Annotated in this window: 29 protein-coding genes; 15 read left to right on the top strand and 14 right to left on the bottom strand. The window is 71.1% G+C overall.

What is annotated here, in order from left to right:
* Positions 1-29 precede the first annotated feature (29 nt).
* Entirely contained in the window at positions 30-635 is a 606-nt protein-coding gene (locus BLT97_RS36125; protein WP_093618111.1) for a TetR/AcrR family transcriptional regulator, read from the top strand.
* Between the two features lie 52 nt (positions 636-687).
* Here the strand turns inward: BLT97_RS36125 and BLT97_RS36120 are convergent, their stop codons facing one another.
* The gene (locus BLT97_RS36120) at positions 688-1,605 is read right to left on the bottom strand and encodes a carbohydrate kinase family protein (protein WP_093618109.1); all 918 of its coding nucleotides are present in this window, start codon (positions 1,603-1,605) and stop codon (positions 688-690) included.
* Positions 1,606-1,817: 212 nt separating this feature from the next.
* Between BLT97_RS36120 and BLT97_RS36115 the strand changes: the two genes are divergently transcribed.
* From BLT97_RS36115 to BLT97_RS36100, 4 genes are all read left to right on the top strand, one after another.
* On the top strand, positions 1,818-3,011 hold the full coding sequence (locus BLT97_RS36115) for a sensor histidine kinase (protein ID WP_093618107.1): 1,194 nt from the start codon (positions 1,818-1,820) through the stop codon (positions 3,009-3,011).
* A complete protein-coding gene (locus BLT97_RS36110) occupies positions 3,008-3,673 on the top strand; it encodes a response regulator (protein WP_093618105.1) in 666 nt (221 codons plus the stop codon). The genes BLT97_RS36115 and BLT97_RS36110 overlap by 4 nt, the downstream gene beginning before the upstream one ends.
* Before the next feature lie 166 nt (positions 3,674-3,839).
* Positions 3,840-5,924, top strand: a complete 2,085-nt coding sequence (locus BLT97_RS36105; protein WP_093618103.1) for an MMPL family transporter — start codon at positions 3,840-3,842, stop codon at positions 5,922-5,924.
* A gap of 91 nt (positions 5,925-6,015) precedes the next feature.
* On the top strand, positions 6,016-7,293 hold the full coding sequence (locus BLT97_RS36100; RefSeq protein WP_093618101.1) for an MFS transporter: 1,278 nt from the start codon (positions 6,016-6,018) through the stop codon (positions 7,291-7,293).
* On the opposite strand, the gene BLT97_RS36095 is transcribed toward BLT97_RS36100, so the two are convergent.
* Positions 7,261-7,890, bottom strand: coding sequence for a TetR/AcrR family transcriptional regulator (locus BLT97_RS36095; RefSeq protein WP_093618099.1), 630 nt, complete (start codon positions 7,888-7,890; stop codon positions 7,261-7,263). The two genes, BLT97_RS36100 and BLT97_RS36095, sit on opposite strands and share 33 nt — an antisense overlap.
* A 168-nt stretch (positions 7,891-8,058) precedes the next feature.
* Between BLT97_RS36095 and wrbA the strand changes: the two genes are divergently transcribed.
* Together wrbA and BLT97_RS36085 are read left to right on the top strand one after the other, a co-directional pair.
* A complete protein-coding gene (gene wrbA / locus BLT97_RS36090) occupies positions 8,059-8,667 on the top strand; it encodes an NAD(P)H:quinone oxidoreductase (RefSeq protein ID WP_093618131.1) in 609 nt (202 codons plus the stop codon).
* A gap of 85 nt (positions 8,668-8,752) precedes the next feature.
* Complete coding sequence (locus BLT97_RS36085; RefSeq protein ID WP_093618097.1) at positions 8,753-9,334, top strand: YdeI/OmpD-associated family protein; 582 nt, start codon at positions 8,753-8,755, stop codon at positions 9,332-9,334.
* Positions 9,335-9,375: 41 nt separating this feature from the next.
* Here the strand turns inward: BLT97_RS36085 and BLT97_RS36080 are convergent, their stop codons facing one another.
* On the bottom strand, positions 9,376-9,840 hold the full coding sequence (locus BLT97_RS36080) for a pyridoxamine 5'-phosphate oxidase family protein (RefSeq protein ID WP_093618095.1): 465 nt from the start codon (positions 9,838-9,840) through the stop codon (positions 9,376-9,378).
* A 141-nt stretch (positions 9,841-9,981) separates the two neighbouring features.
* Between BLT97_RS36080 and BLT97_RS36075 the strand changes: the two genes are divergently transcribed.
* The 3 genes from BLT97_RS36075 to BLT97_RS36065 all read left to right on the top strand — a co-directional run bounded on the left by BLT97_RS36075 (position 9,982) and on the right by BLT97_RS36065 (position 12,824).
* Positions 9,982-10,482: a MarR family winged helix-turn-helix transcriptional regulator gene (locus BLT97_RS36075; protein WP_245769742.1), complete on the top strand. Its 501-nt coding sequence runs from the start codon at positions 9,982-9,984 to the stop codon at positions 10,480-10,482.
* A gap of 112 nt (positions 10,483-10,594) precedes the next feature.
* Positions 10,595-11,848, top strand: coding sequence for a multidrug effflux MFS transporter (locus BLT97_RS36070; RefSeq protein WP_093618093.1), 1,254 nt, complete (start codon positions 10,595-10,597; stop codon positions 11,846-11,848).
* Positions 11,849-11,990: 142 nt separating this feature from the next.
* A complete protein-coding gene (locus BLT97_RS36065; protein WP_093618091.1) occupies positions 11,991-12,824 on the top strand; it encodes an alpha/beta fold hydrolase in 834 nt (277 codons plus the stop codon).
* Between the two features lie 13 nt (positions 12,825-12,837).
* Here BLT97_RS36065 and BLT97_RS36060 read toward each other — a convergent pair whose 3' ends face one another.
* Complete coding sequence (locus BLT97_RS36060; protein ID WP_245769741.1) at positions 12,838-13,533, bottom strand: CGNR zinc finger domain-containing protein; 696 nt, start codon at positions 13,531-13,533, stop codon at positions 12,838-12,840.
* Positions 13,534-13,634: 101 nt separating this feature from the next.
* Here BLT97_RS36060 and BLT97_RS36055 point away from each other — a divergent pair, with 101 nt between their 5' ends.
* Positions 13,635-14,597: an alpha/beta fold hydrolase gene (locus tag BLT97_RS36055; RefSeq protein ID WP_093618087.1), complete on the top strand. Its 963-nt coding sequence runs from the start codon at positions 13,635-13,637 to the stop codon at positions 14,595-14,597.
* 85 nt (positions 14,598-14,682) lie between these two features.
* On the opposite strand, the gene BLT97_RS36050 is transcribed toward BLT97_RS36055, so the two are convergent.
* The 3 genes from BLT97_RS36050 to BLT97_RS36040 form a co-directional block, all read right to left on the bottom strand.
* Positions 14,683-15,393: a DUF6766 family protein gene (locus BLT97_RS36050; protein WP_093618085.1), complete on the bottom strand. Its 711-nt coding sequence runs from the start codon at positions 15,391-15,393 to the stop codon at positions 14,683-14,685.
* A gap of 84 nt (positions 15,394-15,477) precedes the next feature.
* Positions 15,478-15,894, bottom strand: a complete 417-nt coding sequence (locus tag BLT97_RS36045) for a hypothetical protein (RefSeq protein ID WP_245769740.1) — start codon at positions 15,892-15,894, stop codon at positions 15,478-15,480.
* A 5-nt stretch (positions 15,895-15,899) separates the two neighbouring features.
* Entirely contained in the window at positions 15,900-16,589 is a 690-nt protein-coding gene (locus BLT97_RS36040; protein WP_093618083.1) for an HAD family hydrolase, read from the bottom strand.
* A 282-nt stretch (positions 16,590-16,871) separates the two neighbouring features.
* On the opposite strand from BLT97_RS36040, the gene BLT97_RS36035 reads away from it, so the two are divergent.
* From BLT97_RS36035 to BLT97_RS36025, 3 genes are all read left to right on the top strand, one after another.
* Complete coding sequence (locus BLT97_RS36035) at positions 16,872-17,924, top strand: iron-containing redox enzyme family protein (RefSeq protein WP_093618125.1); 1,053 nt, start codon at positions 16,872-16,874, stop codon at positions 17,922-17,924.
* Positions 17,925-18,000: 76 nt separating this feature from the next.
* Positions 18,001-18,654: a HemK2/MTQ2 family protein methyltransferase gene (locus BLT97_RS36030; protein WP_093618123.1), complete on the top strand. Its 654-nt coding sequence runs from the start codon at positions 18,001-18,003 to the stop codon at positions 18,652-18,654.
* On the top strand, positions 18,635-18,850 hold the full coding sequence (locus BLT97_RS36025) for a CDGSH iron-sulfur domain-containing protein (protein ID WP_176954014.1): 216 nt from the start codon (positions 18,635-18,637) through the stop codon (positions 18,848-18,850). Before BLT97_RS36030 ends, BLT97_RS36025 begins: the two co-directional genes overlap by 20 nt.
* Here the strand turns inward: BLT97_RS36025 and BLT97_RS36020 are convergent.
* Positions 18,847-19,230 carry a DUF1801 domain-containing protein gene (locus BLT97_RS36020; protein ID WP_218137348.1) on the bottom strand — a complete coding sequence of 128 codons (384 nt, stop codon included), beginning with the start codon at positions 19,228-19,230 and terminating at the stop codon, positions 18,847-18,849. The two genes, BLT97_RS36025 and BLT97_RS36020, sit on opposite strands and share 4 nt — an antisense overlap.
* Positions 19,231-19,498: 268 nt before the next feature.
* Positions 19,499-20,416: an FG-GAP repeat domain-containing protein gene (locus BLT97_RS36015; RefSeq protein ID WP_245769739.1), complete on the bottom strand. Its 918-nt coding sequence runs from the start codon at positions 20,414-20,416 to the stop codon at positions 19,499-19,501.
* Positions 20,417-20,796: 380 nt separating this feature from the next.
* On the opposite strand from BLT97_RS36015, the gene BLT97_RS38815 reads away from it, so the two are divergent.
* Positions 20,797-21,054: a hypothetical protein gene (locus BLT97_RS38815; protein ID WP_245769738.1), complete on the top strand. Its 258-nt coding sequence runs from the start codon at positions 20,797-20,799 to the stop codon at positions 21,052-21,054.
* Between the two features lie 71 nt (positions 21,055-21,125).
* Here the strand turns inward: BLT97_RS38815 and BLT97_RS36005 are convergent, their stop codons facing one another.
* The 5 genes from BLT97_RS36005 to BLT97_RS35980 all read right to left on the bottom strand — a co-directional run bounded on the left by BLT97_RS36005 (position 21,126) and on the right by BLT97_RS35980 (position 25,831).
* Positions 21,126-21,563: a hypothetical protein gene (locus BLT97_RS36005; protein ID WP_093618077.1), complete on the bottom strand. Its 438-nt coding sequence runs from the start codon at positions 21,561-21,563 to the stop codon at positions 21,126-21,128.
* A gap of 9 nt (positions 21,564-21,572) precedes the next feature.
* On the bottom strand, positions 21,573-22,016 hold the full coding sequence (locus BLT97_RS36000) for a hypothetical protein (protein ID WP_176954013.1): 444 nt from the start codon (positions 22,014-22,016) through the stop codon (positions 21,573-21,575).
* 438 nt (positions 22,017-22,454) lie between these two features.
* Positions 22,455-25,040: a YwqJ-related putative deaminase gene (locus BLT97_RS35990; RefSeq protein WP_093618071.1), complete on the bottom strand. Its 2,586-nt coding sequence runs from the start codon at positions 25,038-25,040 to the stop codon at positions 22,455-22,457.
* Positions 25,037-25,465: a DUF6507 family protein gene (locus BLT97_RS35985; protein WP_093618069.1), complete on the bottom strand. Its 429-nt coding sequence runs from the start codon at positions 25,463-25,465 to the stop codon at positions 25,037-25,039. Before BLT97_RS35985 ends, BLT97_RS35990 begins: the two co-directional genes overlap by 4 nt.
* A 54-nt stretch (positions 25,466-25,519) precedes the next feature.
* Complete coding sequence (locus tag BLT97_RS35980; protein WP_093618119.1) at positions 25,520-25,831, bottom strand: pore-forming ESAT-6 family protein; 312 nt, start codon at positions 25,829-25,831, stop codon at positions 25,520-25,522.
* Between the last annotated feature and the right edge of the window lie 24 nt (positions 25,832-25,855).

Genomic DNA, 25,855 nt, shown 5'->3' with positions numbered 1-25,855 from the left:
GGGGAATCGATTCCCGTTAAGCTGGCTTCATGGAGAACGCCCCTGGCACCGTGCGCCCCGGTGGCCGCACCGCCCGCGTCCGTGCCGCCGTACTCGACGCGGCCGGTGACGCCCTCGCCGAGCACGGCTTCGCGCAGCTCGACCTCGCCGAGGTCGCGCAGCGCGCGGGCGTCGGCAAGACGACCGTGTACCGGCGCTGGGGCAGCGCCACCGCGCTCGTCGCCGATCTGCTCGCCGACATGGCCGAGCAGTCCGAGCCGCGCAGCGACCACGGGACGCTCGTCGAGGACCTGCGCGCCAACGCCCACCTGGTGCGCCGCACCCTGGCCGACCCGCGCCAGAGCAGGCTGTTCCGCGCGGTGATCGCGGCGGCGAGCTGCGACGACGCGGCCGCGGCGGCCCTGCACCGCTTCTATGCGGTACGGATCGAGGAGTGGGCGCCTTGCGTCGAACTGGCCGTCGGGCGAGGCGAGTTGCCGGACGGTACGGATGCGCGCGAGGTCGTACGGGCCGTCTCCGCGCCCCTCTACTACCGGTTCCTCGCCAGCGGCGACCCGCTCGACGAGGCGGCCGCCGACCGTGCGGCCGAGGCGGCGGTGGCGGCGGGGAAGGCCGGGGTCTTCGTGCGGGCCTGAGCCGCGTCGGCATTGGCGTCGGTCCGGTTCGCGGCTCAAGCCTGCCCGCGGTTCAGGCCAGCTCGTGCGCGTACGGAGGCTCCGCCCCCGCCCGCGAGCAGGTGACCGCCGCCGCGCGGGCCGCGAAGGCGAGCACGTCGCGCCACTCGTCCGCGGTCGGGGTGCGGGTCAGGGCGCCGAGCCGGTCGAGGCGGTGCAGCAGGGCCGCGTTGACCGTGTCGCCCGCGCCGATCGTGTCCACCACGTCCACGGGCACACCGGGCGCGTGGTGCTCGGACCCGTCGGCCGTGTACGCGGTCAGGCCCTCGCCGCCGCGGGTCAGGACCACCGCCTGCGGGCCCGCGGCCAGCCACTCCTTGAGCGCACCGCGCACCGGCGCACCGTCCGCGAGCCAGGCCGCGTCCTCCTCGGAGAGCTTCAGGAGGCGTACGTGGGGGAGCCAGCCGAGGAAGCGGGTGCGGTACGCTGCCGGGTCCTCGATCAGGCCGGCGCGGATGTTGGGGTCGAGCGCGGTGAACACGCCGCGCTCGTCGGCGGTGCGCAGGAGTTCCTCGTACGCCGTGGCGCCGGGCTCCAGGACGAGGGAGCAGGTGCCGAAGCAGACCGCCCTCAAGTCCGGGACGGGGGCGGGGAGTTCGAAGAGGCGGTCGGCGGTCCCCTCCGTATAGAAGGAGTACGAGGCCGAACCGCTGCCGGGCTCGATGTGGGCCACCGCGAGCGTGGTGGGCTCCGGGCCCCGCTGCACGAGGGAGGTGTCCACGCCGTCGGCGTGCAGGGCGGCGAGAAGTGCCTCGCCGAAGTGGTCGCGGGAGATGCGGGAGCAGAAGGCGGTGTCGGTGCCCAGGCGGGACAGGGCGCGGGCGGTGTTGAAGGGGCCGCCGCCGAGCTTCGGTTCGAGTGCGGGGAGTTTCTGGTCCGTGCCCTGCTGGGGGACCAGGTCGATCAGGGCTTCTCCGGCTGCGGCGATCACGGAGGGTTCTTTCCCCCGCCCCGCCCCTTCCCGAAACCGGGGCTCCGCCCCGGACCCCGCATCCGACCTCCGGTCGGATCTGCTCAAACGCGGCAGGGGCTGAGTCGAGGCCGAGCAGCGCGCGAAATCCCTCGCACCGGCGATTCCCCGCCCCCGCCCCGACCCGATACTGAACGCACCCGAACCGGCCCTCCCCACCCAGGAGTTGCCGTATGTCCGACCGTCCCGAACCGTCCTGGCTGCGTGCCGTCCGCCGTCCCCAGGTCGTGGACGTCGCCCTGGCCGGGCTCGTCCTGCTCGGTGTCTCGTTGCAGTTCCTGCTGCCCGAGCGGGAGAACGACGACGCCCTGACCCTGCTGGGGTTCCTCTTCGGCGCCGCGACCGCCGTGCCGCTCGTGTGGCGGCGCCGCCACCCGTATCTGTCCGGGTGCGCGGTCGGCTTCGCGACCACGGCGATGACCCTGCACCACTCCCCGCCGCCGGATGTCGTCTACGGCGGGTTCGTCGTGCTCTACACCGTCGCCGCGATCGGGCGGCGTTGGCCGCGCCGGCTGATGCTCCTGGTGTGGCTGACGGGTGCGGTGCTCTCGATGTCGCTCAAGGAGAACGCCGAGCCCTTCGAGTACGCCTTCCACCTCACGAGCCTGCTCGGCGCGTACGGGCTCGGGCGGCTCGCGCGGATCCAGCGCGCCTACACCGCGGCCGTGGAGGAGCGGGCCCGCAGGCTCGCGTACGAGAGCGAGATGGAGGCGGCTCGGGCCGTGGCCCGCGAACGCGCCCGGATCGCCCGCGACATGCACGACATCCTCGCCCACGCAGTGAGTCTGATGGTGGTGCAGGCGGAGGCGGGCCCGGTGGTGGTGCGCAGCGATCCCGCGCGCGCCGAGGCCGCCTTCGACGCCATCGCGGGCGCGGGGCGCGATGCCATGTCCCAACTGCGACGTCTGCTCGGGGTGTTGAGGGAGGAGAGGGAAGGGGAGCCGGACGGGCCCGAGCGCAGTCCGCAGCCGAGCATCGCCGGGATCGCCCGCCTCGTCGAGCAGGTGCGGGCGGCCGGTCTGAAGGTGGAGCTGCTGCGCACCGGGGAGCCGGCCGGGCTGCCCGCGGACGTGGAGGTGGCCGCGTACCGGGTTGTACAGGAGGCGCTGACGAATACCGTGAAGCATGCGGGGGCCACCCGGGCCGCCGTTCAACTCGACTGGGGGGAGCGCGAGTTGCGGGTCACGGTGCGTGATGACGGGCGGAGCCGGAGAGAGGCTCGGGTGCGGGGCGCGGGGCAGGGGCTGATCGGGATACGGGAGCGCGCGGCCGCCTGCGGGGGCACGGCGGCGACGGGGCCGGGGCCGGACGGCGGGTTCTGGGTGATCGTGACGCTGCCCGTCGAGTCGGCGCAGCGGGTCGGATGAGCGTGCGCGTGGTCGTCGCCGACGACCAGGAGCTGGTGCGCAGCGGCTTCTCGATGATCCTGGACGCGCAGCCGGACATCGAGGTGGTCGCCGAGGCGGGCGACGGCGGCGAGGCGGTGGAGGCGGTGCGCCGGCACGCCCCCGACGTGCTGCTGCTCGACATCCGCATGCCCGGCATGGACGGCCTGGAGGCGGCGCGCGTGGTGTGCGCGGAGTCCACCTGCAAGGTGGTCATGCTCACCACCTTCGACCTCGACGAGTACGTGTATGAGGCGCTGTACGCGGGGGCGAGCGGCTTCCTCCTCAAGGACGTGCGCAGGGACGACCTGGTGCATGCCGTGCGGGTCGTTGCTTCCGGCGACTCGCTGCTCGCGCCCTCCGTGACCCGCCGCCTGGTCGCCGATGTCGTCCGCAGACGCCGTACCGAATCCGCCGCCGAACCCTCGCCGACGCGCCTCGCCGTCCTCACCGCCCGTGAGGAGGAGACGCTGCGTCTGCTCGCGCGCGGGCTCACCAACGCGGAGATCGCGGAGGCGTTCGTGGTGAGCGAGCACACCGTGAAGACCCACGTCAGCAATGTGCTGAGCAAGCTGGGGCTGCGCGACCGGGTGCAGGCGGTGATCTGCGCGTACGAGAGCGGGCTTGTGGTGCCCGGGAGTTGAGCCACTTCCTCCTGAGGCGGACGGCCCCCCTCGTACGACCGACTCCTCACCCCCGCGGGTGAGCCGCCGACACCGCTCCGACCGGCGATGTGCCGGACTCCCTTCCGCTGGAGCCTGAGTGACGTGACCCCGCCGAGGGCGCGGGGAACGGCACTTGGGAGGGACCGTGCTTTCCGCACTCGCCAGGGTGGCCACCCGTCGCCCGCTCACCGTGATCCTGATCTGGGTACTGCTGCTTCTGGCCGGGTTCGGCCTCGGCACGCGGGTCTTCGGGGATCTCGAAGGCTCCGTCGAGGTCGTCGAGGGCAGCGAGGCCCAGCGCACCGAGGAGCTGCTCGACCGCCTGTCGGCCGAGGGCGCGTCCGTGGAGGCCGTCGTCGAGGCCGCCGACCTGGCGGCGCTGCGGCCCGCGATCCGCGAAGCCGTCGCCGACGTACGGGAGTTGAAGGGCGTCGCGGACGTGCCCGAGGGCATCCCTGCCGAGGACGGGCGGGCGCTGCTGATCCCCGTGGAGTTCGCGCACGGCCTGGCGGACGACGACGAGGAGGAGCTCGCCGAGGAGGTCGCCGGCCGGCTGCACGAGATCGGCGACGGGACCGAGGGCGTGGACGTGCACGTCAGCGGCGGTCCGCTGCTCGGCGTCCAGCTCGGCGGACAGGCCCAGGAGGATGTCGCGAGCGCCGAGATCATCTCGCTGCCCGTGGTCCTGCTCGTACTGCTCCTGATCTTCGGCGGGCTGCGCGCGGCCGCCCTGCCGCTGGTCGTCACCATCAGCGGGGTCGCCGGGGCCTTCCTCGCGCTGTACGGGTTCTCGCTGGTCACCGATGTCTCGGTGTACGCGGTCCAGGTCACCACCATGCTGGGGCTCGGACTGGCCGTGGACTACGCCCTGTTGATGGTGGTCCGCTTCCGCGAGGAGCGCGCCTTCGCGCCGACCGTGGCGGAGGCCGTGGAGCGCACGGTCGCGCGGGCCGGCCGGACCGTGCTGTTCTCCGGGCTCACCGTCGCGGTCTGCCTGACCGGCCTGATGGTGTTCCCGAACCTGTTCCTGCGCAGCATGGGCCTCGCGGCCGCCGCGGTGGTCGTGGTCGACATGCTGGCCGCCGTCACGCTGCTGCCCGCGCTGCTCACGAAGTTCGGCGGGAAGATCGCGCCGGTCGAGCCCCGCAGGCGGCTCTTCGGCCGGACCTCCGAGCGCGAACCGGGCCATGTCTTCGCCCGCCTCGCCCGCTTCTCGGCCCGCCGCCCGGTCGCCGTGACGGTCTCCGTCGTCGCCGGACTCGTCCTGCTCGCGCTGCCCGCCACCCAGATGACGATGAACCTGGGGGACGCGCGGCAGCTCAAACAGGGCACTGAGGCAAGGGAGTTGTACGACTCCGTGCGCGCCCACTACCCCGAGGGCACCACCGTCGACCCCGTCAGCGTCGTGATCATGCCGGGCGCCGAGCCCGACTGCGAGCGGAAGATCCGCGCCCTGCCGGGCATCGCCCGCGCCGAATCCGTGAAGACGGGCGACGGCACGATCCTGCTCGACCTCACCCCGAAGGGCACCGTCGACGGAGCGCAGGCCACCGCCCTGGTGGAGCGGATCCGCGAGCTGCGCGGCGACGAGCCCGTCCATGTCGCCGGGAACGCCGCCCACATGGTCGACTTCCGCGCCATGCTCGCCGAGCGCGCACCCTGGGCGGTGCTCATCGTCCTCGCCGGGATCTTCGCGCTGCTCTTCGCCTTCACGGGCTCGCTGCTCATCCCCGTCCGCACCATCCTGACGACCCTGCTCAGCCTGGGCGCCGCACTCGGCGTGGTCACCTGGGTCTTCCAGGACGGGCATCTCGCGGGCCTGTTCGGCACCGAAGGCCTGGGCGCGCTGAGCCTCACCGCGCCGCCGCTGATCATCGCGATCGCTTTCGGACTCGCCATGGACTACGAGCTGTTCATCCTCGCCCGGATGCGCGAGGAGTGGCTGCGCTCCGGCGACCACCGCGCCGCCGTCGTCACCGGCCTGCGGCAGTCGGGCCGCGTGGTCACCTGCGCGGCGCTGCTGCTCGCAATCGTCTTCGGCGCCTTCATGACCGGCAGCTTCTCGCCCATCCTCCAGATCGGCCTCGGTCTGACCCTCGCGGTCCTCATCGACGCGACGGTCGTCCGGATGCTGCTCGTCCCGGCGACGATGACGCTGCTCGGCGGCCGGGCCTGGTGGGCGCCGCGGCGGCTGCGCCGGGTGCACGAGCGGATCGCGCTCAAGGAGTAGCCGCAAGGTGCCCGACGGTCCCAAGTGGCCCAAGAGAACGGGCAGGGATTGTCCTACGGTAGGGAGCCACCGGCTCCCTACCGTCGTTCCCATGACGACGCATCTGCTCCCGCCCCGAGGCGCCCAACGCACCCTCGCCCTGGCCCAGTTGAGCAACTCCGTCGGCGACGGCGCGTACTACGTCACCTCCGCCCTCTACTTCACGCACGTCGTGGGCCTGTCCCCGGCCCGCATCGGCCTCGGTCTCACCGTCGCCTGGGCCGTCGGCTCGGTGGTCGGGGTGCCGCTCGGCCGGCTCGCCGACCGCCGCGGCCCGCGCGGCACGGCGGTGCTGCTCGCCCTCGCGACGGCGGTCGCGGTGGCGTCCTTCCTGGTCGTACGGGACTTCGTGCCGTTCCTTGCGGCCGCCTGCCTCTACGCGAGCGCCCAGTCCGGTCTCGCCGCCGCCCGGCAGGCCCTGCTCGCCGGCCTCGTACCGCCGCGGGAGCGCACCGGAGCCCTCGCGCACCTCCAGTCCACGCTCAACGCCGGGCTCGCGGTCGGTGCCGGACTCGGCGGGGTCGCGCTCTCGCTGGGCACCGACACCGCGTATCTCACCGTGTTCGCGCTCGACGCCCTCAGCTTCCTGCTCTGCGCGTACGTCCTCACCCGGCTGCCCGCCGTCGCGCCCGTCCCGGCCACCGGCGAGGGCGCGAAGCTGGAGGTCCTGCGCGACCGCCCGTACGCCGTCGTCACCCTGCTCAACACCGTGCTGCTGCTGCGGATGCCGCTGCTCAGCCTGGGCATCCCGCTGTGGATCACCGAGCGGACCGAGGCCCCCGAGTGGCTGGTGTCCGCCCTCTTCATCCTGAACACCGGCGCGGTGATGCTCTTCCAGGTCCGAACGGCCCGCTCGGTCACGGGACTTGCCACCGCCGCCCGCGCGATCCGCGGCTCGGGGCTGCTGATGCTGCTCACCTGCGGGGTGTTCGCGCTCTCCGCCGGAGTCCCGGCCTGGACCGCGACGCTCGTCCTGACCGCCGGCTCGGTGCTCCTCGTCATCGCCGAGATGCGGCAGTCGGCCGGCTCCTGGCAGCTCGGCTTCGACCTCGCGCCGGCCGGGCGGATCGGCGAGTACCAGGGCTTCTTCGGCACCGGCGTCACCGTGGCGCGCACCCTGGGCCCGCTGCTCCTGACCCTGCTGCTCGTGGAGTGGGGCCCGGCGGGCTGGCTGCTCCTCGGCGGCCTGATCCTGGCCGCCGCGTACGCCCTGGGCCCGGTGTCGCGCTGGGCCGCGCGGACCCGGCCGGACGCCGCGGACGAGGGGGCCGGGTCAGGTCCGGACGGGCCGGACGCGTCAGGTGAGCGGGCCGAGCAGCTGGTCCAGTGAGGACTCCAGGCGCTCCACGGTGACGCCCAGCTCGCTGCGCAGCAGACAGAGCAGGCTGGGCTGGAAGGCGCCGAGCAGCAGATGGGCCAGGACCGGGGCGTCGAGCTCGGGGCGTGCCTCGCGGATCAGCAGCTGCACGTGCGTGTGGACGATGCGGTACGGCCCGCTCTGGTAGCGGGCCGCCGCCGAGGCGCTCTCGGCGGCGAGCATCAGCTCCTCGGCCTCCAGCATGTAGGCGGCGTACGCGTGCAGGAAGGCCCGCAGCCGCTCACCGGCCGGCGCCCCCGGGCCGAGCGGGGGAGGGCCGCTCATGAACGAGGCCTGAAAGCGCTGCTCCCCCTCGTCGAGCAGCGCGAGCAGCAGCGCCGAGACATCGCCGAAGCGCCGGTAGACCGTGCCCACACCGATGCCGCTGGCGTGCGCGACCCCGTTCATCGTGAGCGCCTGCGCACCCTGCTCGTCGACGATCCGGCGGGCCGCGTCGAGGATCCGGCGCCGGTTGCGGGCGGCGTCGGCGCGCTCGGGCGGCGCCTGTCCGGCCAGGGGCAGCAGGGAGGAGCCCAGCGGTTCGTGGGGGGTGCGCAGCGGCTCGTTCATGCCTGCAGATTACGGGACCACGAAGAAAACGGAAAGCTATCCGGATACCCCTTGCCATCCGGATTTCCATCCGCTTAACTGAGGTCATCGCTCGAAGCGGATACGAATCCGATTCACCGATCGCTGCGCGATCCGCTCCTTTACGTGCCCTGGAAGGGGATGTCCGCCATGTCCACCACCGCTCCCAAGATCGCCGTCGTCTACTACTCGGCCACCGGCAACGTGCACCAGCTCGCCAAGGCCCTCGCCGAAGGAGCCGAGAAGGCCGGCGCCGAGGTGCGCCTGCGACGGGTGCCCGAGCTGGCCCCCGACGCGGCCATCGACTCCAACCCGGCCTGGCGCGCCCACGTCGACGCCATCGCCGACGAGGTGCCGGTCGCCACGCTCGACGACCTGAGCTGGGCGGACGCCTACGCCTTCGGTTCGCCCACGCGCTACGGCAACATCGCGAGCCAGCTGAAGCAGTTCATCGACTCCACCGGCGGCCTGTGGCAGCAGGGCACCTTCCACGACAAGCCCTTCACCGGCTTCGCCTCCGCGCACAACGCCCACGGCGGCAACGAGTCCACGCTGCTCGCCCTCTACAACACCGCCCACCACTGGGGCTCGCTGATCGTCTCGCCCGGCTTCACGGACGGCTCGGTGTACGCGGCCGGCGGCAACCCCTACGGCACGGTGCACGTGGGCAGCAGCGGCGAGGTCGCGGACTCGACCCTGGAGGCGGCCCGCTACCAGGGTGAGCGGCTGGCGAAGCTGGCGCAGAAGCTGGCTGCGTGAGGCGCACGATGCTGAGTTCCATATAGGTCGGATCCGGTCCCCATATAGGACCGGATCCGACCTATATGGCTTCTAGCCTCCAGTCATGGAGACAAACGAGGACGGCGTCGAGATCCTGGTCCCCGCGAGCGCGGCCGAGCTCGAGGCATGGCTCGACGAGCATCACGCGGACCGCACCGCGCTGTGGGTGAAGATCGCGAAGAAGCACACCGGAATCCCCTCGCTCACCTGGGACGAGATGGTCGACACGGTGCTGTGCTTCGGCTGGATCGACGGACTGCGCCGCGGGTTCGACGACACGTACTTCCTCCAGCGCACCACCCCGCGCCGTCCCCGCTCCCCCTGGTCGCAGGTGAACGTGGACAAGGCGGAGGCGCTGATCGCGGCCGGCCGGATGCGGCCGCGCGGTCTGGCCGAGGTCGAGGCGGCGCGCGGGGACGGCCGCTGGGAGGCGGCGTACGCCTCGCAGAAGAACGCCGCCCCGCCGTCGGACCTCGTCGCGGCCCTCGAAGCGAACCCGGCGGCGCGGGCGTCCTACGAGACCCTCGGCAAGTCCGAGCAGTACGCCCTGTACTTCCGCCTGGTCACCGCCCGTACGCCGAAGACGCGGCTGGCCCGCCTGGAGCGGTTCGTGGCGGCGCTGGCCGAGGGCCGGAAGATCAACTGACGCACGGGCGCCGGAAGTTCAGGCCCCGTCGGCCCGAGCGCTCAGACCAGCCACTTCCCGTCCCGCATCAGATCGCGCCCCTGGATCTCGTTCGCCTCGCGCCAGGCCTGGATGCGCCGCGGCGTGAGGCGGAACCAGCGGTACGCCTCCGCGTTGGACTGCCGCCGCGGGTCCCAGCCGCTCGACTCCGCGAACCAGGCGTGCGTCTCCTCGCTCAACTCCTCGGCGGTGTGCGCCTGTACGGGCCCGTCGACCATCACCACGTCCCGCGTCGGCCCGAGTCCGATACGGGCCTGCCCGGAGGCGAGGAGGTTGCGGCCGGTGATGCTGGTGGCCGTGGTGGCGAAGAGCAGCGACGTGCCGTCCCAGGCGAAGGAGAGCGGCACCAGGTACGGGGCGCCCGTCCCGGCCTCCGCGCTCGCCACCCACAGATCGACGTCCTCCTCGAGCCGGCGCAGCGTGTGCCGCTTCCGTTCCTCGGCGCTTCTGGCAGGCGGATTCTCCACCGTGTCCTCCTCGGGTCTGCGTACGGCAGACGCTAGTTGGCCCCGCCCCGCCCCGTAAACCTTGATCGCGCGGCGCCTCGTACACCTCGATCGCCCGGCGTCCCTGCCGTGACCGCCGTGCGGGCCTGGGACGATGGCCCCATGGCCGACAAGGACAGCGCGCCTGTGCACCGGGCTCCCGCGAACATTCCGGCACCCGACCTCGTCGACGACGAGGCCGTCGTGCTCTGGGGCCGGATGCTGCGCGTCACGAACCTCATCCGCGCCAAGGCGCGGGCCGACATCGACGGTGCCTCCGGGCTGCCCGGCGAGCACTTCGAGGTGCTGCTGCGGCTCGCGCGGCACCCTGGCGCCTCGGCGCGGATGACGGTGCTCGCGGACGAGATGTCGTTCAGCTCGGGCGGGTTCACGCGGCTGGTCGACCGCATGGAGAAGGAGGGCCTGGTCGCCCGCGCCCCCGACCCCGCCGACCGGCGCGCGGTGCGCGCGACGATGACGCAGCATGGCGCGGACCTGCTCGACCGTGCGCTCGTGGTGCACGCGCCCCGTCTGCACGGCTACTTCCTCGAACCGCTGTCGGCGCAGGAGCGCAAGGTGCTCGCGAAGGTCCTCGGCCGCCTGGACGAGCTCCACTCTCCCTGAGCCGGGTGGTCTGTTCGTTGTCGCGCCCGCCTCTGCCCGACCATTTCTCTGCGTATGCAGATATTGCTTACGCAGCTATATTGGGCTGTCGACCTCACCGCCGGAGCCCTCCATGACCAGCACCGCCCCCGAAGCGGACGCAGCCGCAGCCCTCGATACGGCCGGCTCGAAGCCGCCCGCCGCAGCCCTGCCCGTGGCCGGCCGTCGCCTCCGGCTGATCCTCATCCTCGGCGGCCTCTCCGCCTTCGGGCCGCTCTCGCTCGACATGTATCTGCCCGCGCTGCCCGAACTCGCCGGTGAGTTCCGGGTGCCGGACGCCACGGTCCAGCTCACCCTCACCAGCTGCCTGGTCGGCCTCGCCCTCGGCCAGCTGGTCGCGGGCCCGCTGAGTGACACGTACGGCCGCAGGAAGCCGCTGCTCTTCGGGCTCGCGGGCTACGCGCTAGCCTCCGTGCTCTGCGCCTTCGCGCCGAACGCCGAGGCGCTCACCGGCCTGCGCCTGGTCCAGGGCCTCGCGGGGGCCGCGGGTCTCGTGGTCGCGCGCGCGATGGTCAGCGACCTGTACGAGGGCAAGGCGGCCGCGCGCTTCTTCGCCCTCCTGATGCTGGTCAACGGACTCGCGCCGATCCTCGCGCCGCTGATCGGCGGCCAGTTGCTCGCCGTCACCGACTGGCGGGGCATCTTCGGCGTCCTCGCGGTGATCGGTGCGGGCCTGCTCGCGGCCGCCGCGTGGGGCCTGCCCGAGACGCTGGCCGCCGGGCGCCGCCGCACCGGCGGCCTGGTCCGGACGCTGCGCACGGCCCGACTTCTGCTGTGCAGCGGCGAGTTCATGGCGTACGCGCTCGGCGGCGGGCTCGCGATGGCCGCGCTCTTCGCGTACATCTCCGGGTCGACCTTCGTGCTCCAGAACGTCTACGGCATGAGCGCCCAGGCCTTCAGTCTGGCGTTCGCCGGGAACGCCGTGGCGCTGGTCGCCGCGGGCCAGCTGGGCGCGCGCCTGCTCAACCGGTGCTCGAGCGCCGCCCTGATGCGCGCGGGACTGCTGGTCCAGTGCGCGGGCGCGGCACTGCTGCTGTTCTCCGTCGCCACCGGCCTGGGCCTCCCCGGCGTCCTCCCCTCCCTCGTCCTGGTCGTCGCGAGCATCGGCCTCATCAGCCCCAACAGCACAGCACTCGCCATGTCCGTGCACCCGGAGGCGGGCGGCACGGCGTCGGCCGTCCTCGGAGTGCTCCAGTACGGGATGGGCGGTGTGGCGGCCCCGCTGGTCGGGCTCGGGGGCACAGGCTCCGCCTGGGGAATGGCGGTGACGATCATGGCGTTCGCCGGAGCGGCGCTGCTGACGGGGGTGGTGGTGCGCCGACGGTGAAGCCGTCCAGCCGTCCAGCCGTCCGTTCCGGCCGGGTGCGTGCGGGTGCCGCCTGTGGCGAAGTCCCCGGCATCCAGGGCTTGACGCCCCTCGGCTAACGCCGTTAGCTTGCGGTTAACGGCGTTAGCCACTCTTGAGGGGGATGGACGAGATGAACACCACGGACGCGCAGACGGCCACCCAGTACCTGGACGTGCCGGAAGGCCGTATCGCGTACAGCCTGTCGGGCCCCGAGGACGGCCACCTCGTCGTCATGGCCCCGGGCATGGGCGACGTGCGCGCCGTCTACCGCTTCGTCGTCCCGCAGCTCGTCGCCGCCGGCTACCGCGTGGCCACCATGGACCTGCGCGGACACGGCGAGAGCAGCACGGGCTGGGACCGGCACACCACCTCGGCCATCGGCTCGGACTATGTGGCGCTGATCCGGCACCTCGGCGGCCCGGCCACCGTCGTCGGCCAGTCCCTCAGCCCGGACTCGGCGGTCACGGCGGCGGCCGAACTCCCCGACGAGATCACGGGAGTCGTGGCCATCTCGCCGTGGGCGGCCGCTCCGCAGGCAGGCGCCTTCATGGAGTGGCTGACCGGACGCGTCCTGCGCTCGCCGTTCCTGTGGGGCCTCTTCTACTCCTCGCTCCACAAGGCGGGGAAGCCCGCCGACTTCAAGGCCCACGTGGCCACCCTGAAGTCCCGGCTGCGCGAGCCGGGCCGCACCGAGGCCTTCGTCGCGGTGGGCGCCCCCGGCGCGAAGGACTCCGCGGCCGACCGCCCCCGCGTGCACCAGCCGGTCCTGGTCCTCATGGGCTCGAAGGACCCCGACTTCAAGGACCCGCGCGCGGAGGCCGAGAGCTTCGCGTCGACCCTCGGCGGCCCCTCGGAGATCGTGATGCTGGCCGGCGCGGGTCACTACCCGCAGGCGGAGGTCCCCCAGGAGACGGCCGCGGCGCTGCTCGCCTTCCTGGAGAAGACGGTGCGGTGAGGGGCGCGGCTGCTCAGTCCGGCAGCTCCCCGTGGCCCGGCCCGTGGGTGCGGTCCTGACCGTCGGCGCGGTCCGGTCCGTCGGCGTGGCCCGGCCCGTCCGGTGTGCGGTGCGCCGACTTGTGCCGCTGGTAGTAGCGGGCCACCCGGGCCCGGTTGCCGCACCGGGCGGGCGAGCACCAGCGGCGGCGCGGGTGCGCGGGCAGGAACAGCATCACGCAGTCCTCCGCCTCGCACTCCTTCACCTTGCGGACGTCCGGCCCGGACAGCAGCGCGACCGCGGCCTCCGCGAACACCGCGGCGAGCACCGCCCCCGGCGTCCCTGAACGGCGCGGCGTCACCGTCAACTCGCCGTCTTCCCAGTCCAGTTCGCGGATCGCGGGTGCCCCGCCCTGCGCCGCGGTGAGCCCTTGCAGGGCCGACCGCGGAGGCCGCCGCCCGGCCAGGAGCGCCTGCGCCACGGCCTCGGTGTCCGCGCGTACGGCATGCACCGCCGCGAGGTCCGCCGGGCCCGGTGCGAGCCCCCGCACCTCGGCGGGCAGCCGCTCGGCCTGCGCCGCCAGCCAGGCGGTGAGCTGCGCCGCGGTGCCGATCAGGTCCGTACGCCCCGTACGGCCGGCGGGCCGCGTGTTGACCAGGTCGAGCGGCAGCGCCTCGCCGATCAGAGGCCCGTCACCCGTCATCTCACCGTCGGCTCGCTTCTCTTGCATGCCCTAATGCTACCTAAACACGTTGACGCATTAGTCACGACCGGGGTACACCTGTCCTCACGACCTGCCTAATGGGTCTTCGAGCCAAGGAGCCATGTGACATGACGACGACGCCGACACCGCTACCTGCCGCCGCCCCTGCCGCCACCGCCGCCCCTGCCGCCACCGCAGGGCCAGTCGCCACCGCGCCCGCCCTCGCTCTGCCCGCCCGCACCGCGCACCGCCGCACCGTCGTCGACGGCGTCGAGGTCTTCTACCGGGAGTCCCTTCCCGAGCGCGCCGACGCACCCGTGCTGCTGCTCCTGCACGGCTTCCCGTCCGCATCGCACCAGTTCCGCCGCCTCATCGACGTCCTGGGCCGCCACTACCGCCTGATCGCCCCGGACTACCCGGGCTTCGGGCACACCCGCGCCCCCGCGGACTTCCCGTACACCTTCGACCGTCTCGCCGAGATCGTCGACGGCTTCACCGACCGGCTCGGCCTGACCCGGTATGCGCTCTACCTCTTCGACTTCGGCGCACCCGTCGGCTTCCGGCACGCCCTGCGGCACCCGGAGCGGATCACAGGCCTGGTCGTGCAGAACGGCAACGCATACGAGGAAGGACTCTCCCCGGCCGCCCGCGACTTCACCGCCCTCACCCCGCAGACCCCCGGCGCCGAGCGGACCGTCCTCGACCTGTTCACGCTCGACGCCACCCGCGCCCAGTACGAGGGCGGCACCGCCGAGCCCGAACTCGTCGCCCCCGAGGGCTGGTTGCTCGACCAGCACTTCCTGGACCAGCCCGGACGCAAGCAGGCCCAGCTGGCCCTCGCGTACGACTACAAGAGCAACCTCGCCGCGTATCCCGCCTGGCAGGCCTGGCTGCGCGAGCACCGTCCCCCGACGCTGATCACCTGGGGCACGAACGACCCGTTCTTCCCGGCCCCGGGCGCCCACGCCTACCTGCGCGACCTGCCGGACGCCGAACTCCACCTCTTCGCCACGGGCCACTTCGCCCTGGAGGACCACCTGCCGGAGATCGCCCCGCTGATCGCGGGGTTCCTGGACCGGCTCCCGGGGTGAGACCGGGCTCCGGGGTGAGACCGGGCTCCCGGGGTGAGACCCGTGCCCCCGGCCCGGCTTCGGAAGCGATCGGGCCGGTGGCCGCTCAGCCCTCCACGCCGGTGGACGTGTGCGCCGCCCCGACCGGCTTGGACTCGGGGGAGCCGCGCTGGCGCAGATGGACCGAGAAGATGGCCATCGAGGCCACGGCGAGCAGCTCGGACTGCCAGTTCTGGAGGCTGCGGCTCCAGAAGTCCGCGCCCATGACGTACTCGCCCCAGCCGACCGGCGCCTGGAGCTGCCGCAGCATCTGCTCGTTGTACGCCGCGGCCCCGGACACCGCCTGCGCGAACCAGGACAGCAGGAACAGGGCGGCCATGAGCAGACCGAGCGAGCGCGAGTAGAGCGCCTGCCGCCAGCCGCCGGTGGCGGCCCAGCGGGGCGAGTCCGCGCGGGCGTACCGCCCCACGCGCTGCTCCTTGTCGGACTCGGGGCCCGCCTTGTGCATCTCCTTCGACTCCGGCGAACCGCGCTGGAGCAGCCATACGGTCCCGAAGACGAAGAGGAAGAACTGCAGGTACTCGGACTGCCAGTTCTCGGTGACGTCGACCGCGAAATGCGAGGAGGCGAGGTAGTCGCCGAGCCCGATGGGCGCGAGTCCGTCCGTCCGCAGATCGCTGTTGAACTCGGCGTGCCCGGCGAAGGCCTGGCCGGCGAGGGCGAGCAGGAAGGCGGTGCCGAACGCGAGCGACAGCCCGTTGTCCAGCAGAAAACTCCGCTTCTCCTGCTCGTGTTCCTTCCCGTTCTCGGAGGTCATCGCTGCATCGCTCCCACCAGGGTGAAGTACGCGAGACCCAGCACCACCGTGCCCAGGCAGAGGACGAACATGGTCCGCACGGTCTCAACTCCCCTTCACAGTGCACTGGTACGGCTCCCCGCCCTGCGGCACACACCCCGCGGCCACGACCTTCCAGCCGTCGGGGAACTGCGAGAGGAACAGCGTGTCCTTCTCCAGGACGACCCGCGCCTGGCGGCCGTGCACATCGACGCGCCGGTCGAAGCCCCCGTACGGGAGGTCTTCTTCGAGTACGGAGGCCGCGCAGGCCGCCTCGGCGGAGTGCTCCAGTTCCTGCCGGGTGCCCGGTGCCAGGGCCGCGCACAAGGCGCTCGCGTCCCGCGCCCGTACGGCCTCTTCGAAGCGCACCGCGGCCGCCCGCGCGGCGTCGCGCCGCCCGTCGACCGCGCCGCACCCGGTGGCCGTGAAGGCCGTGGCGCCCGTCGCGACCAGGACGGCCGCCGTCACGGCGCTTCTGCGCACCGGCCTCACGACCTCTCCCCGGTACGGTCGGATCCGTCGGCGAACGGGCTGCCGCCCAGGTGCGCGAGCAGATCGGCGGGGTCCTCGTACACGGCGCCCGCCCCCGCCTCGATCAGGTCGGCGCGGGGGATACCGCCGGACAGCAGGGCGACGGCCCGGACACCGGCCCGTACCGCGGCCTTCATGTCCCACACGCTGTCCCCGACGAAGACGGCCCGTTCCGGCGGGACGCCGCCCGCCAGGTCGAGTGCGTGCTCGACCTGCTCGGGCGCGGGCTTGCCCTCGGACACGTCGTCCGCACTGGCCGTCGCGTGGATCGCTTCGTCGGCGCCGATGGCCCGGCGCAGGGCGGACAGCTCGCTGCCGCCGGCCGAGGTGACCAGAACGACCCGCCAGTCCTGCGCCGCCAGCGCGCGCAGCAGATCGCCGGCGCCCGGCAGCGCGCCGAGCCGGTCGAAGTACTGGCCGTAGAGCACGGAGTGCGCGGCGCTCAGCTCCTCGTCCTCACCGGTGTCGCGGTCCTCGCCGAGCAGCTCCTCGATCAGCTCGTCCGAGGGCTTGCCGATGGCCCGGTGCACGGCGCGCATCGGCACCGAGTGACCTGCCTGCCGGAAGGCCTCCCACCAGGAGACGACGTGCAGGTGGTTGGTGTCCGTGAGGGTGCCGTCCACGTCGAACAACGCCGCGCGTGCCATGCTCACCCGTCCTCCGCCGTACGACCGTGCTCGCTGTCCTGGCTGTCCTGGCTGTCCTGGCTGTCGTGGCTGTCGTGGTTCTTCTGGCTGTCCTGAGGGTCTGGTCCCTGGGTATCCCCGGCGGCGGGCGCCCGCCACTTCAGGGGGGCCGTTGGGCTGGGGCGACGCGGTCCGCGGCATCGGGGTGGCAGAAGCGATGAGCCGGTGATCACGGGGTACACAGGCTCAATGGACAACGACGGCTCGATGGGGATCGACGGTTCAGTGAAGGCCGACGGCTCCATGGACATCGACGGAACCGGCCCGGCGCTGCCCGAGGCCCGTGGAGAGCTCTCCTCGGCGGTCCTGACCTGGCTGACGAGCGGTGCGGACCCCCGCGGCGAGCGGCCCGCGCTGCCCACCGCGGACCAGGTCCGGGCGGCCGACGCCTACGGCGAAGACCTCCAGCTGGCCCTGTACCTCTGCTACGAGCTGCACTACCGGGGCTTCCGCGGCGTCGCGGCCGCCCTGGAGTGGCACCCGGACCTGCTCGCGCTGCGCGCCCTCCTCGAGGAGCGCTTCCTGACTGCACTGCGTGCGGACGTACCGGCGGCCGACGGGGATACAGCCTCCGACGGGGACGCGGCCTCCGACCGGAACGCGGTCGAAGAGGCGATCGGCGAACTCCTCGTGGAGCCGGTGCACGGCAACGGCCTCTCCCACTTCCTGGAGCAGGAGGGCGAGCTGTGGCAGGTGCGCGAGTACGCGGCCCAGCGCTCGCTCTACCACCGCAAGGAGGCGGACCCGCACGCCTGGGTGCTGCCCCGCCTGTGGGGCAAGGCCAAGGCGGGCATGGCGGCCGTGGAGTTCGACGAGTTCGGCGGCGGCCGAGCCGAGCAGGTGCACGCCGAACTCTTCGCGGACCTGATGAAGGACCTCGGCCTGGACCCCGCCTACGGCCGCTATCTCGACGCGGCGAACGCGGAAGTCCTGGCCACGGTCAACCTGATGTCCCTCTTCGGCCTGCACCGGCGCCTGCGCGGGGCCCTGGTGGGCCATTTCGCCTCCGTCGAGATCACCTCCTCGCCCGCTTCGCGGCGCCTCGCGCACGCGATGAAGCGCACGGGCGCCGGCGCGGCGGCCGAGTTCTTCTACACCGAGCACGTCGTCGCCGACGCCGTCCACGAGCAGGTCGTACGGCGGGAGGTCGTGGACGGGCTCCTCGAAGCCGAGCCGCACCTGGCCGCCGACGTGGTCTTCGGGATCCGCGCCACGACCTTCGTCGAGGGCCGCTTCGAGCGGCGGCTGCTCGACGCCTGGAAGAGCGGCGCGGGCTCCCTGCGTACATCCTTGTGAGAGACGGACGCACAGGACGCACGCCCTGGGCCGGGGGTCCGCCCGTCGGTCTGCCGAGCCCGGACGCGAGGTGCCCGTGAGCCCACTGTCCCTCCCGGGGGTCTACGCGCCCCAGGCGGACACCGTCCTGCTGGCCGAGGCACTCGCGCGCGAACCCCTGTGCCCCGGCGCCCGGGCCCTGGACCTCGGGACCGGTACGGGAGCGCTGGCGCTCGCGGCGGCCCGGCGCGGGGCCCAGGTCACCGCCGTGGACGTCTCCTGGCCCGCGGTGCTCACGGCGCGGCTCAACGCCCGCCGGGCCCGGCTGCCCGTCCGGGTGCTGCACGGCGACCTGCTCGACCCGGTCGCGGGACAGACCTTCGACCTGATCCTCAGCAACCCGCCCTACGTACCCGCCCCGTCCGCCCGGCCACCGCGGCGAGGCGCCGCCCGAGCGTGGGACGCGGGATCCGACGGCCGCCTCGTGCTCGACCGCATCTGCCGCAGGGCACCCGCGCTGCTCGCCCCCGGCGGACGCCTCCTGCTCGTCCACTCGGCGCTCAGCGACCCCGAAGCCACCCTGACCCAACTGCGGACCGCCGGTCTGCGGGCCGCGGTGACCGAGCACCGCTACATCCCCTTCGGACCGGTCCTGCGCGCCCGGCAGACCTGGCTGCGCGCGACCGGTCTCCTGCGCAACGCAGCGGACAAAGAGGAGCTGGTGATCATCCGTGCCGAACGACCCCACTGAAGCCGCAGCCGCCCCACGCTGCCACGTCTCCATGCCCCGCGAGGGCCCGCTCCTGATGGACGGCCCGGTGGAGGTGGAACTGCAGGACGGCACCACGACCACCTCGGACCGCTTCCGCGTGGCCCTGTGCATGTGCCGCCGCAGCCGGCGCTACCCGTGGTGCGACACCAGCCACCGCAGCCGCAGCCGCGGCTAGGCCCTGACCCACCGCCCGACCAACCCGACGAACGCCTCCTCGTGGGCCTTGATGTCGTCGAGATCCTTGAAGGTGACGAGGCCCCGGTCGGCGGTGCGCCACTTCAGCAACCCGCTCGGGTCCTCGAAGGAGAACGTCGCGGCATCGTCCTTCACCGCCACCCCGCGGTGGAAGATCAGCTGGACGTCCCGTGACTTCAGCTGGAACGTGATCCGGTCGGTACCGTCGCGACAGAAGCTCGGCGCGTTCCACTTCACCTGCTCGGTGAGCTCCGGCTCCGCCTCGAGAATCACCGCCCGCAGATACTCGACCGCTTCCTTCTGCGGATGCCCGACCGTCTCCATGAACGCGTCGACTTCGCTGTTCCGGTTCATCGTCATCGGCGCTGGTCTCCTCGGGCGATCGGCCACGGCCACCGGGTGCGTGGCCCGTTCGCCCTCCATCGTCGTCCGGATGCGGGCCGTCCGCGCCCGGTCCGCAGGGACTTCCGGCCCCGGGTGAAGAGGGGCTCGTGTCCGAGGCCGGTCGCAGCGAGGCGCGCGTGAGGGCTGCCTCCCGTCGGAGAAGCAGCCCTCATGTGCACCGTCGCGGTGCCTGCGGCCCGGCCCGGCCCGCGGTCGGAAGGCGGGCCGGCACGTGCCAGTGTGCTTACAGCAGGTTGTAGATCTGGAAGCCGTGCCCGATCTTCACCGGCTTGGCGAACGGTGCCTGCGCGCTACCCGTGCCGGAGTACCGGAAGAGGTCACCGTTCGGCTTACGGGCGATCAGGTCCGCCTTGCCGTCGCTGTCGAGGTCACCGACCGACAGCACGCGGTCGTACGTGTTCCAGCCGCCGCCGATCCGCGTACGGGAAGCGAAGGGCGCCTTGTAGTTGCCGGTGCCCTTGTACAGCCACAGGGCGCCCGACTTGTCGCGCGCGACGATGTCGGTCTTCCCGTCACCGCTCAGGTCGCCTTGGCCGGCGATCTGCGTGTACGCGTTCCAGCCGCCGCCGACCCGTGCGCGCTTCGTCAGCGTGCCATCCGGGTAGGAGAGGTAGCTCCACAGCACGCCGTCCTTGTCGCGGCCGATGACGTCGGTCTCCGTCGCGCCGCCGAGGTCACCGGGGGACAGGACCGTGTTGTAGATGTTCCAGCCCTTGCCCACCTGCTTGTCCCGCAGCTCGCCGCTCGCGTCGAACCAGCTGAAGTCCATGCGGCCGTTCTTGTACAGGAACCAAGTGCCATCGCCGTAGCCGTCGGCGTCGTAGTCGTGGTTCGTGTCGATGATGTCGGCGAACGAGGAGTAGTCGAGCGCGATGTGCTCGCGCGGCTCGAACCCGCCCTGCCGGTCCGAGAAGTACATGTAGAGCTCGGACGAGCTCTTGTGGACGCCCATCATCGGATAGGTGGGCGTCGTCGTCACGGCGGCGCGGGCGCGCACGCCTTGGTCCTGGCTCTGGTGCGCGGCGGCCGCCTTCTCGCGGGCCGCTGCGGGGCCGGCCGGGTCGCCGGCGGCGAATGCCGTACCGGCCAGGGTCGCAGTGGCGGCCGCAACGGCAGCGGTGGCCACAGCGGCCTTGAGCACACGGGCACGGTGGAAGAAGGTCACTGAGTATCCCCCCACGGGATGCTTGCTCGCGGCACCCGATCCGGTGCCGCGGTCGATCGATCACTGAGACTGCCACATGAACTCACAGACCTCACCTGCGATTCCTGACTCATTGGTCACAGATCCACCACGGGTTCACCGAACGAGCGCCGCTCTGCCGCAGACAGGACGCCGCGCGCCCTAACGCCAAGGCCCGTGGGAAGCAAGAGCTCTGGAACGGCACGGACTGGTACGTCTCGTTCGGCGAGGAAGCCGGGAGTCGCAGTTGGGATGACGCACCTCAGTACGGCTTCGTCTCGGTCGGCGGGGGTGAGTGGTTCTCTCGCACACTGCGCTCACTGCCCGTAGGGGCGCGGGTGTTCACCCACATCCCAAAGGCGGGATACGTGGGCGTCGGCACGGTGTCGGGCGAGCCCCGGCCCTTTGAAGAGGCGGTCCTGAGCGTCGGCGGAGAGGACCGATGCGAGTGGATCGTGCCTGTCACGTGGGAGGCATCCGTGCCACGCGCGGAGGCGCTGTGGCGCACGGGCTTCTTCGCCAACCAGAACTCGGCTTGCAAGCTCCGTGCTTGTTTCACGATCGACGAGGTAAGCCGTCACTTCGGTATCGTCTGACCATCGAGGACGTCGACTCAGCAGAGGTGTCCCAGAAAGGTCTACGCAGCCGCCCCTGGACCTACGGGCGCCTATTCAGAGGGCAGCAGGGTGGCCTCGGCCTGTTGCTGCTTCAGCATGACGCGTGTGATCGATCCCGCTTCGGCGATGAAGAGGTCCGGGACGTGGTCTTCAAGGAATCGGAGTGAGCCCACGGTTCCGATGGTTGTCGTCCTGGCGCCGAGCCAGATCAGCAGGGATTCCAGCAGCGAGAACCCGTCGGGGTGGACTTCCTGGCGGACGGTAAGGGACCAGCCGCGCCTTCCGCGCTGCAAATCACCGGTCACGAGGCCGCCGATGCGTGTAGCGGGGCCGCGGTAGCAGAGCAGCGGCCAGTTGTCCGGATCATCCGGATCGGCGAGAGGCTTATGGTCCTCGGCGCCCAGATGCCAGCACAGCGAGCCGAGTTCGTCGTCGCTGAGATCGCTGGGAAAGTCCAGGGAAAGCTGGAGTTCGTAGAGGTCGCTCATGTGGTTTTGCTACCACCGCTCCTGAATGTAGGTGGAGACATCAAGAAGCCTGGGTCGTTCCACCGCCGGCATGATGTAGCCGACTTCCCTAACGTGAGCGAGAAACTCCTCCGGGAGCTGCATGTTGTGGAGGCGCACGTAGTGCCAGGTGTCGCCGCGGCACAGCCATTCGCCATCGGAGATGAGGGAGTCGCCGCCGGCGAACTGTTGGTCCGAGCCGAGTACGTCGCGTGTCATGCCCATCGTGCTGATCATCTCGTACCCGGAGCGGAGGTACGCCATGATCTTCTCTGAGTCCTCGTACGGCGCCTTGGCAACAAAGTCCGTCACTGCTCCTGTCAGCACACCGAAGGCAGACGACCAGAACTCCTGGTAGAAACCCCCGATATTCACGCAAACTTCGGGTTCATCGAACGGTCGGGAGGAACCTCCGATCGCTCGACCAATATCCACGATGGCGATGCGCCCTCCCGAATTCAGCGCTCCACGTCCGGCTGCGTTCCCTGCACCTCCACTAGGAGTTCTCCTGGCGCACCCAGTCCCTAATGATTTGACCGGTTTCATCCCACTTGCGACTAGAGAGAAGCGTCAATCCGTCGTCGGCAATGACGCGCTCGGAAGCAAGAACTCCGTTCGGATGCCACTCGCGAAAGGTCCCGACCGGTCGGCCTTGGCGCATTGTTCCCTCGCCTCTCCGGCTGCCATCTGGGTACCACTCGCGTGAAGGACCGTCCTGGACGCCATTGCTATATGCGTCCAGACTGATGAGCGCTCCGTTGGGGCTCCGCTCTTCAACTTCGCCCGAGAACAGTTCGCCGTGATACAGAAGGCGCTGGCCTTGATCTGTGTCGACGTCCGGATCGTCGACGTCAATTCGTGTTACCTCAGCCATCAGGGAATCCAATACTCGTCTTGCGCCGGGCCGGTGAACTTTCCATGCAGACTGTCCACTCCGTGCATCATATGGCGACAGTTCACGCAGAAGGGTGCAGGGCGTCCAGGCAGCTCGGTTCGCAGGTGCTTGCCGTAAGGCGATTCAACAGCTGCCTGAAAATCGGCCAGCGCCTCAGGGCCGTCCGGAAGCCCCATCTTCTGGCGCTCCCAGAGCAGTTCGTTCAGGGCCTTTACCTCAGCATGTCCCAGTGGATGGTCCGGCCCCGGCGGCGGGTCTCCAAGTGAATCCAGTCGATCAGCCAGTGTGGGGTGGACAAGATCGGGGTCGATGAAGTCGTCAGCCTTGCCGTTGATTCCCTCAAAGACTCGTCCTGTGCGCAGATCCATCACAGCACCGACGCACGCACCCGTTTGCTTCCTGGGCCAGGTGCCCAGATCCCGTGCCTCGCGGTATGCCGCTCCCCGTTGGAACGACAGGTCCTTCAGGAAGTGCTCGACGTTTCGTCCATCGACTCGGGTGATCAGTCCATCGGCGTTGCGAGCGAGTCGGCTCTCCGGGATCTGTCCGAGAAGCTTCGGCCCAGGACCTGGAGGTGGCATCGGCTGGTCACCTACGCGGACGGCGTCCGCAGCACGACGAGCCACATCTTCCGCAACCGAGCCCCTGGTCTGGCGAACATCCCGTTCATCAGGAGGAATGTTGTCGTCTGCAGGCTGATGAGGTGTACCGCCATCGTCGGCGTGGCCCTCGGAATGCAGGTTCTGACCGTCTTCGCCTGTCCGAGCCCCGCCTTCGGCTGCGTCGTCGCCGCTGCGCCCCAGGTCGTCCAGCCCACCACTGCCCCCGTGGCCGCCTGCGCGATGAAGGTCATTGAGCCGGTCGCCATTGTGGCCACTGCCTCGGCCCGAAGTCGGAGGTTGATCCCCTGTCGTACCGCGCCCGAGGTCGTCCGCATGTCCAGGGCCCAGGTCACGGGACCCCCCACCCGCGGCGTCGGCGGCTCCCCTCGCTCCGGTGCCGAGATCGCCACCACCGGCATCGACACCCATGCGGGCGCCGAGCGCGGCATCGTCTGCGCGGGTGCCGGCGCCGACGAGGACGGGCTGCTGTGCTGGGGTTTCGGCGCGGGTCGCCGGCTGGTCGACGATGTCGGTGGGTGCCTCATCGGCGTGCTGGATGGTGTTCATGCGGCCGTCGACGATCCGGCCGTCGTTGAGGAGGAACGCCTCGGACTCGGCTCCCGTCGTCTTGTCCTTGACCGTGACGGGGATGGCGTCCTCGGGCACCACGGGCACGTCATCGGGGGCGGTGATCCGGCCATCAGGCAGTTCCGTCGCCCCACGCGGAACGGGCGTGCCGTCGGGGAGGTAGATGCTGCCGTCATCCAACAGGCGTGCCCCATCGGGTAGCAGGACGGCATTGTCGGGCAGCGGCGGGATCTGGACCTGGCCGACGCCACGGATCACGGCGAGGGCGCTGCCTATCTTGCTGATGCTCAGGCCAACACCCTTGCCGATGTATGTCATCGGGTCGATGACCCGGCCGGCCTTGCCGACGAGGGACAAGCCCTTGGCGATCGCGCCGGCCTTGCCCGCGGTGGCGGCGGCCCCGGTGGCGCCGCCGGTCAGGACGGTGGTGACGACGTTGAAGGTGGTGGCGCCGGCGGCGCGGCCGGGCTGGGTGTCCCACTGGTCGTAGGCGATCAGCGCCTTGCCGGTCTCGATGACCGCCTTCTGCGAGTCGTTGAGCCAGTCCTTGACCTTGCCGTCGGGCAGCAGCGCAGTGGCGGTTGCGGCGCCGGGTACGGCCATGACGACGAGGCCGGTGAGGAGTTTGCCGAGTCCGGTCCAGGCTTGGCCGGCGGCGTCCCAGCCGTCCACGCCGACGAGGGTGCCCAGGCCCTTGATGGTGCCCCATACTCCGTCCACGAAGATGCCGACGGCGAAGTCGCCCACGTACTCGTACGACTGGTACCAGGGCACCGACTCCTCGACCGGCTTGCCCCAGGGCATTTCTGCTGCCTGGGACAGGACGTCGCCGGTGTAGCCGTAGTAGCCCTTCTGGCCGGGCTTGCCGTTCATCTTCAGCGCATCACCGCCGACCAGGGCGACGATCGCGTTGTGGCAGGCGACCTCGGCTTCCTGGAACTGGCCCCAGACCCTGCCGATCTCGCTGTGCCGGTTGTTGTTCTCCTCGACCTTGTCGCCGTCCTCGCGCCAGTCCGGATCCTCGATGGTCATGGCGCGGAAGTTCTCCGCCTCCGTCTTGAGCTGCTCCAGGCGGTTCTTCAGCGGGCGGACGGTCTCGGAGTAGGTGCCCAGGGCGGAGGCGACGTCGGAGACGTCGAGGTGCATGTCGTCGGCCTTGCCGACCATCGGCAACGTGGAGGCGAACAGCTTCTCCGCCTCCGGCGCCTCGTAGAACGCGGACAGGCCGCCGAAGGTGACATGCACGTCGCTGGCGGCGTCGGACAGCTTCTCGCCGTCCGTGCGCAGCGCCTTCACCTTTTCGTCGAGGATCTCCAAGTCGCCAGTGAAGACAGGGACTTCAGCGGGATCGACCGGGATGCTGTTGTCGCTCACTTGGCGTCTCCACGCAGGTCGCGCAGCACATCCAGGTTCATTGTGCGGGCGGCGTCCTGGGCCTGCTTGGCGGTCTCGAGGTCGCCTTCGACGTATTCGCGGGTGGCCAGAGCTGCACCGGTCATCGACGCCTCGACGTTCTCGGCCATCGAGGTCAGGTCCTTCTTCTTGCCGTCGACGAACGCGCCGATACCGGCCGCAACCGGCCCCAATGCCTTCTGTGTGAGCGGCGAGTTGTCCGGACCCCTGCTGCCGGGCACTGTCGACATGGCCTGTGAGCCGGGCACCGCTGTGCCGGCCGCCTGCGCCGCCTCCTGCAGATGCGTCAGCAGCGAGGTGAGCGCCTTCTCCAGCTCGCCGGCCTGGGTGGCGGTCTTCCCCAGCTGGCCTTGCACACCCTGCGGACGGATATCCCAGCCCGTCATACCTCAACCCCTGTAACGAAGAGCGACCTTGATCAACCGTTCCTGGGACGGTGCTCAGCCGATGTTGTCGACGGCGGCCTTGGCGCGCGACAGGGTCTGCTGTGCGGTGCCGTCGTTCTTCTCCAGCGTGGTCTTCAGGAGCTGGATGATGTTGCGTACCTCGTTGGAGGCGTTGTTCCAGCGCAGTTCCTTGTCGTGGTACGAGTCGGAGACGCCGTCGGCCTGGAAGTCGGCCATCGCGGCCTTCACCTGGCGGTCCCGGTCCGTGATCACCTGTTCCAGGCGGGCGATGACGCCCTGGATGTTGCCCTGCGCGTCGGAGGACGCGGCCATGTCGTAGGAACGGCGGTCAGCGTTCGCAGCCATGATTCCCAATCCCCCGTAGGTCAG

The sequence above is a fragment of the Streptomyces indicus genome (genome assembly GCF_900100315.1).
Lineage (GTDB): Bacteria > Actinomycetota > Actinomycetes > Streptomycetales > Streptomycetaceae > Streptomyces > Streptomyces indicus.
Note: the sequence above shows the minus strand (reverse complement) of the source record. Positions and strands in the feature narration are given on the sequence as shown.

Bases quoted from the DNA above. Each gene is read 5' to 3' on its own strand.
- BLT97_RS36040 (WP_093618083.1), bottom strand. From the start codon at position 16,589: ATGGCACGCGCGGCGTTGTTCGACGTGGACGGCACCCTCACGGACACC.
- BLT97_RS36060 (WP_245769741.1), bottom strand. From the start codon at position 13,533: ATGCAAGAGAAGCGAGCCGACGGTGAGATGACGGGTGACGGGCCTCTG.
- BLT97_RS36110 (WP_093618105.1), top strand. From the start codon at position 3,008: ATGAGCGTGCGCGTGGTCGTCGCCGACGACCAGGAGCTGGTGCGCAGC.
- BLT97_RS36065 (WP_093618091.1), top strand. From the start codon at position 11,991: ATGGACGAGATGAACACCACGGACGCGCAGACGGCCACCCAGTACCTG.
- wrbA (WP_093618131.1), top strand. From the start codon at position 8,059: ATGTCCACCACCGCTCCCAAGATCGCCGTCGTCTACTACTCGGCCACC.
- BLT97_RS36055 (WP_093618087.1), top strand. From the start codon at position 13,635: ATGACGACGACGCCGACACCGCTACCTGCCGCCGCCCCTGCCGCCACC.
- BLT97_RS36070 (WP_093618093.1), top strand. From the start codon at position 10,595: ATGACCAGCACCGCCCCCGAAGCGGACGCAGCCGCAGCCCTCGATACG.
- BLT97_RS35980 (WP_093618119.1), bottom strand. From the start codon at position 25,831: ATGGCTGCGAACGCTGACCGCCGTTCCTACGACATGGCCGCGTCCTCC.
- BLT97_RS36075 (WP_245769742.1), top strand. From the start codon at position 9,982: ATGGCCGACAAGGACAGCGCGCCTGTGCACCGGGCTCCCGCGAACATT.
- BLT97_RS36095 (WP_093618099.1), bottom strand. From the start codon at position 7,890: ATGAACGAGCCGCTGCGCACCCCCCACGAACCGCTGGGCTCCTCCCTG.
- BLT97_RS36085 (WP_093618097.1), top strand. From the start codon at position 8,753: ATGGAGACAAACGAGGACGGCGTCGAGATCCTGGTCCCCGCGAGCGCG.
- BLT97_RS36005 (WP_093618077.1), bottom strand. From the start codon at position 21,563: ATGAGCGACCTCTACGAACTCCAGCTTTCCCTGGACTTTCCCAGCGAT.
- BLT97_RS35985 (WP_093618069.1), bottom strand. From the start codon at position 25,465: ATGACGGGCTGGGATATCCGTCCGCAGGGTGTGCAAGGCCAGCTGGGG.
- BLT97_RS36050 (WP_093618085.1), bottom strand. From the start codon at position 15,393: ATGACCTCCGAGAACGGGAAGGAACACGAGCAGGAGAAGCGGAGTTTT.
- BLT97_RS36115 (WP_093618107.1), top strand. From the start codon at position 1,818: ATGTCCGACCGTCCCGAACCGTCCTGGCTGCGTGCCGTCCGCCGTCCC.
- BLT97_RS36035 (WP_093618125.1), top strand. From the start codon at position 16,872: ATGGACATCGACGGAACCGGCCCGGCGCTGCCCGAGGCCCGTGGAGAG.
- BLT97_RS36125 (WP_093618111.1), top strand. From the start codon at position 30: ATGGAGAACGCCCCTGGCACCGTGCGCCCCGGTGGCCGCACCGCCCGC.
- BLT97_RS36100 (WP_093618101.1), top strand. From the start codon at position 6,016: ATGACGACGCATCTGCTCCCGCCCCGAGGCGCCCAACGCACCCTCGCC.
- BLT97_RS36020 (WP_218137348.1), bottom strand. From the start codon at position 19,230: ATGACGATGAACCGGAACAGCGAAGTCGACGCGTTCATGGAGACGGTC.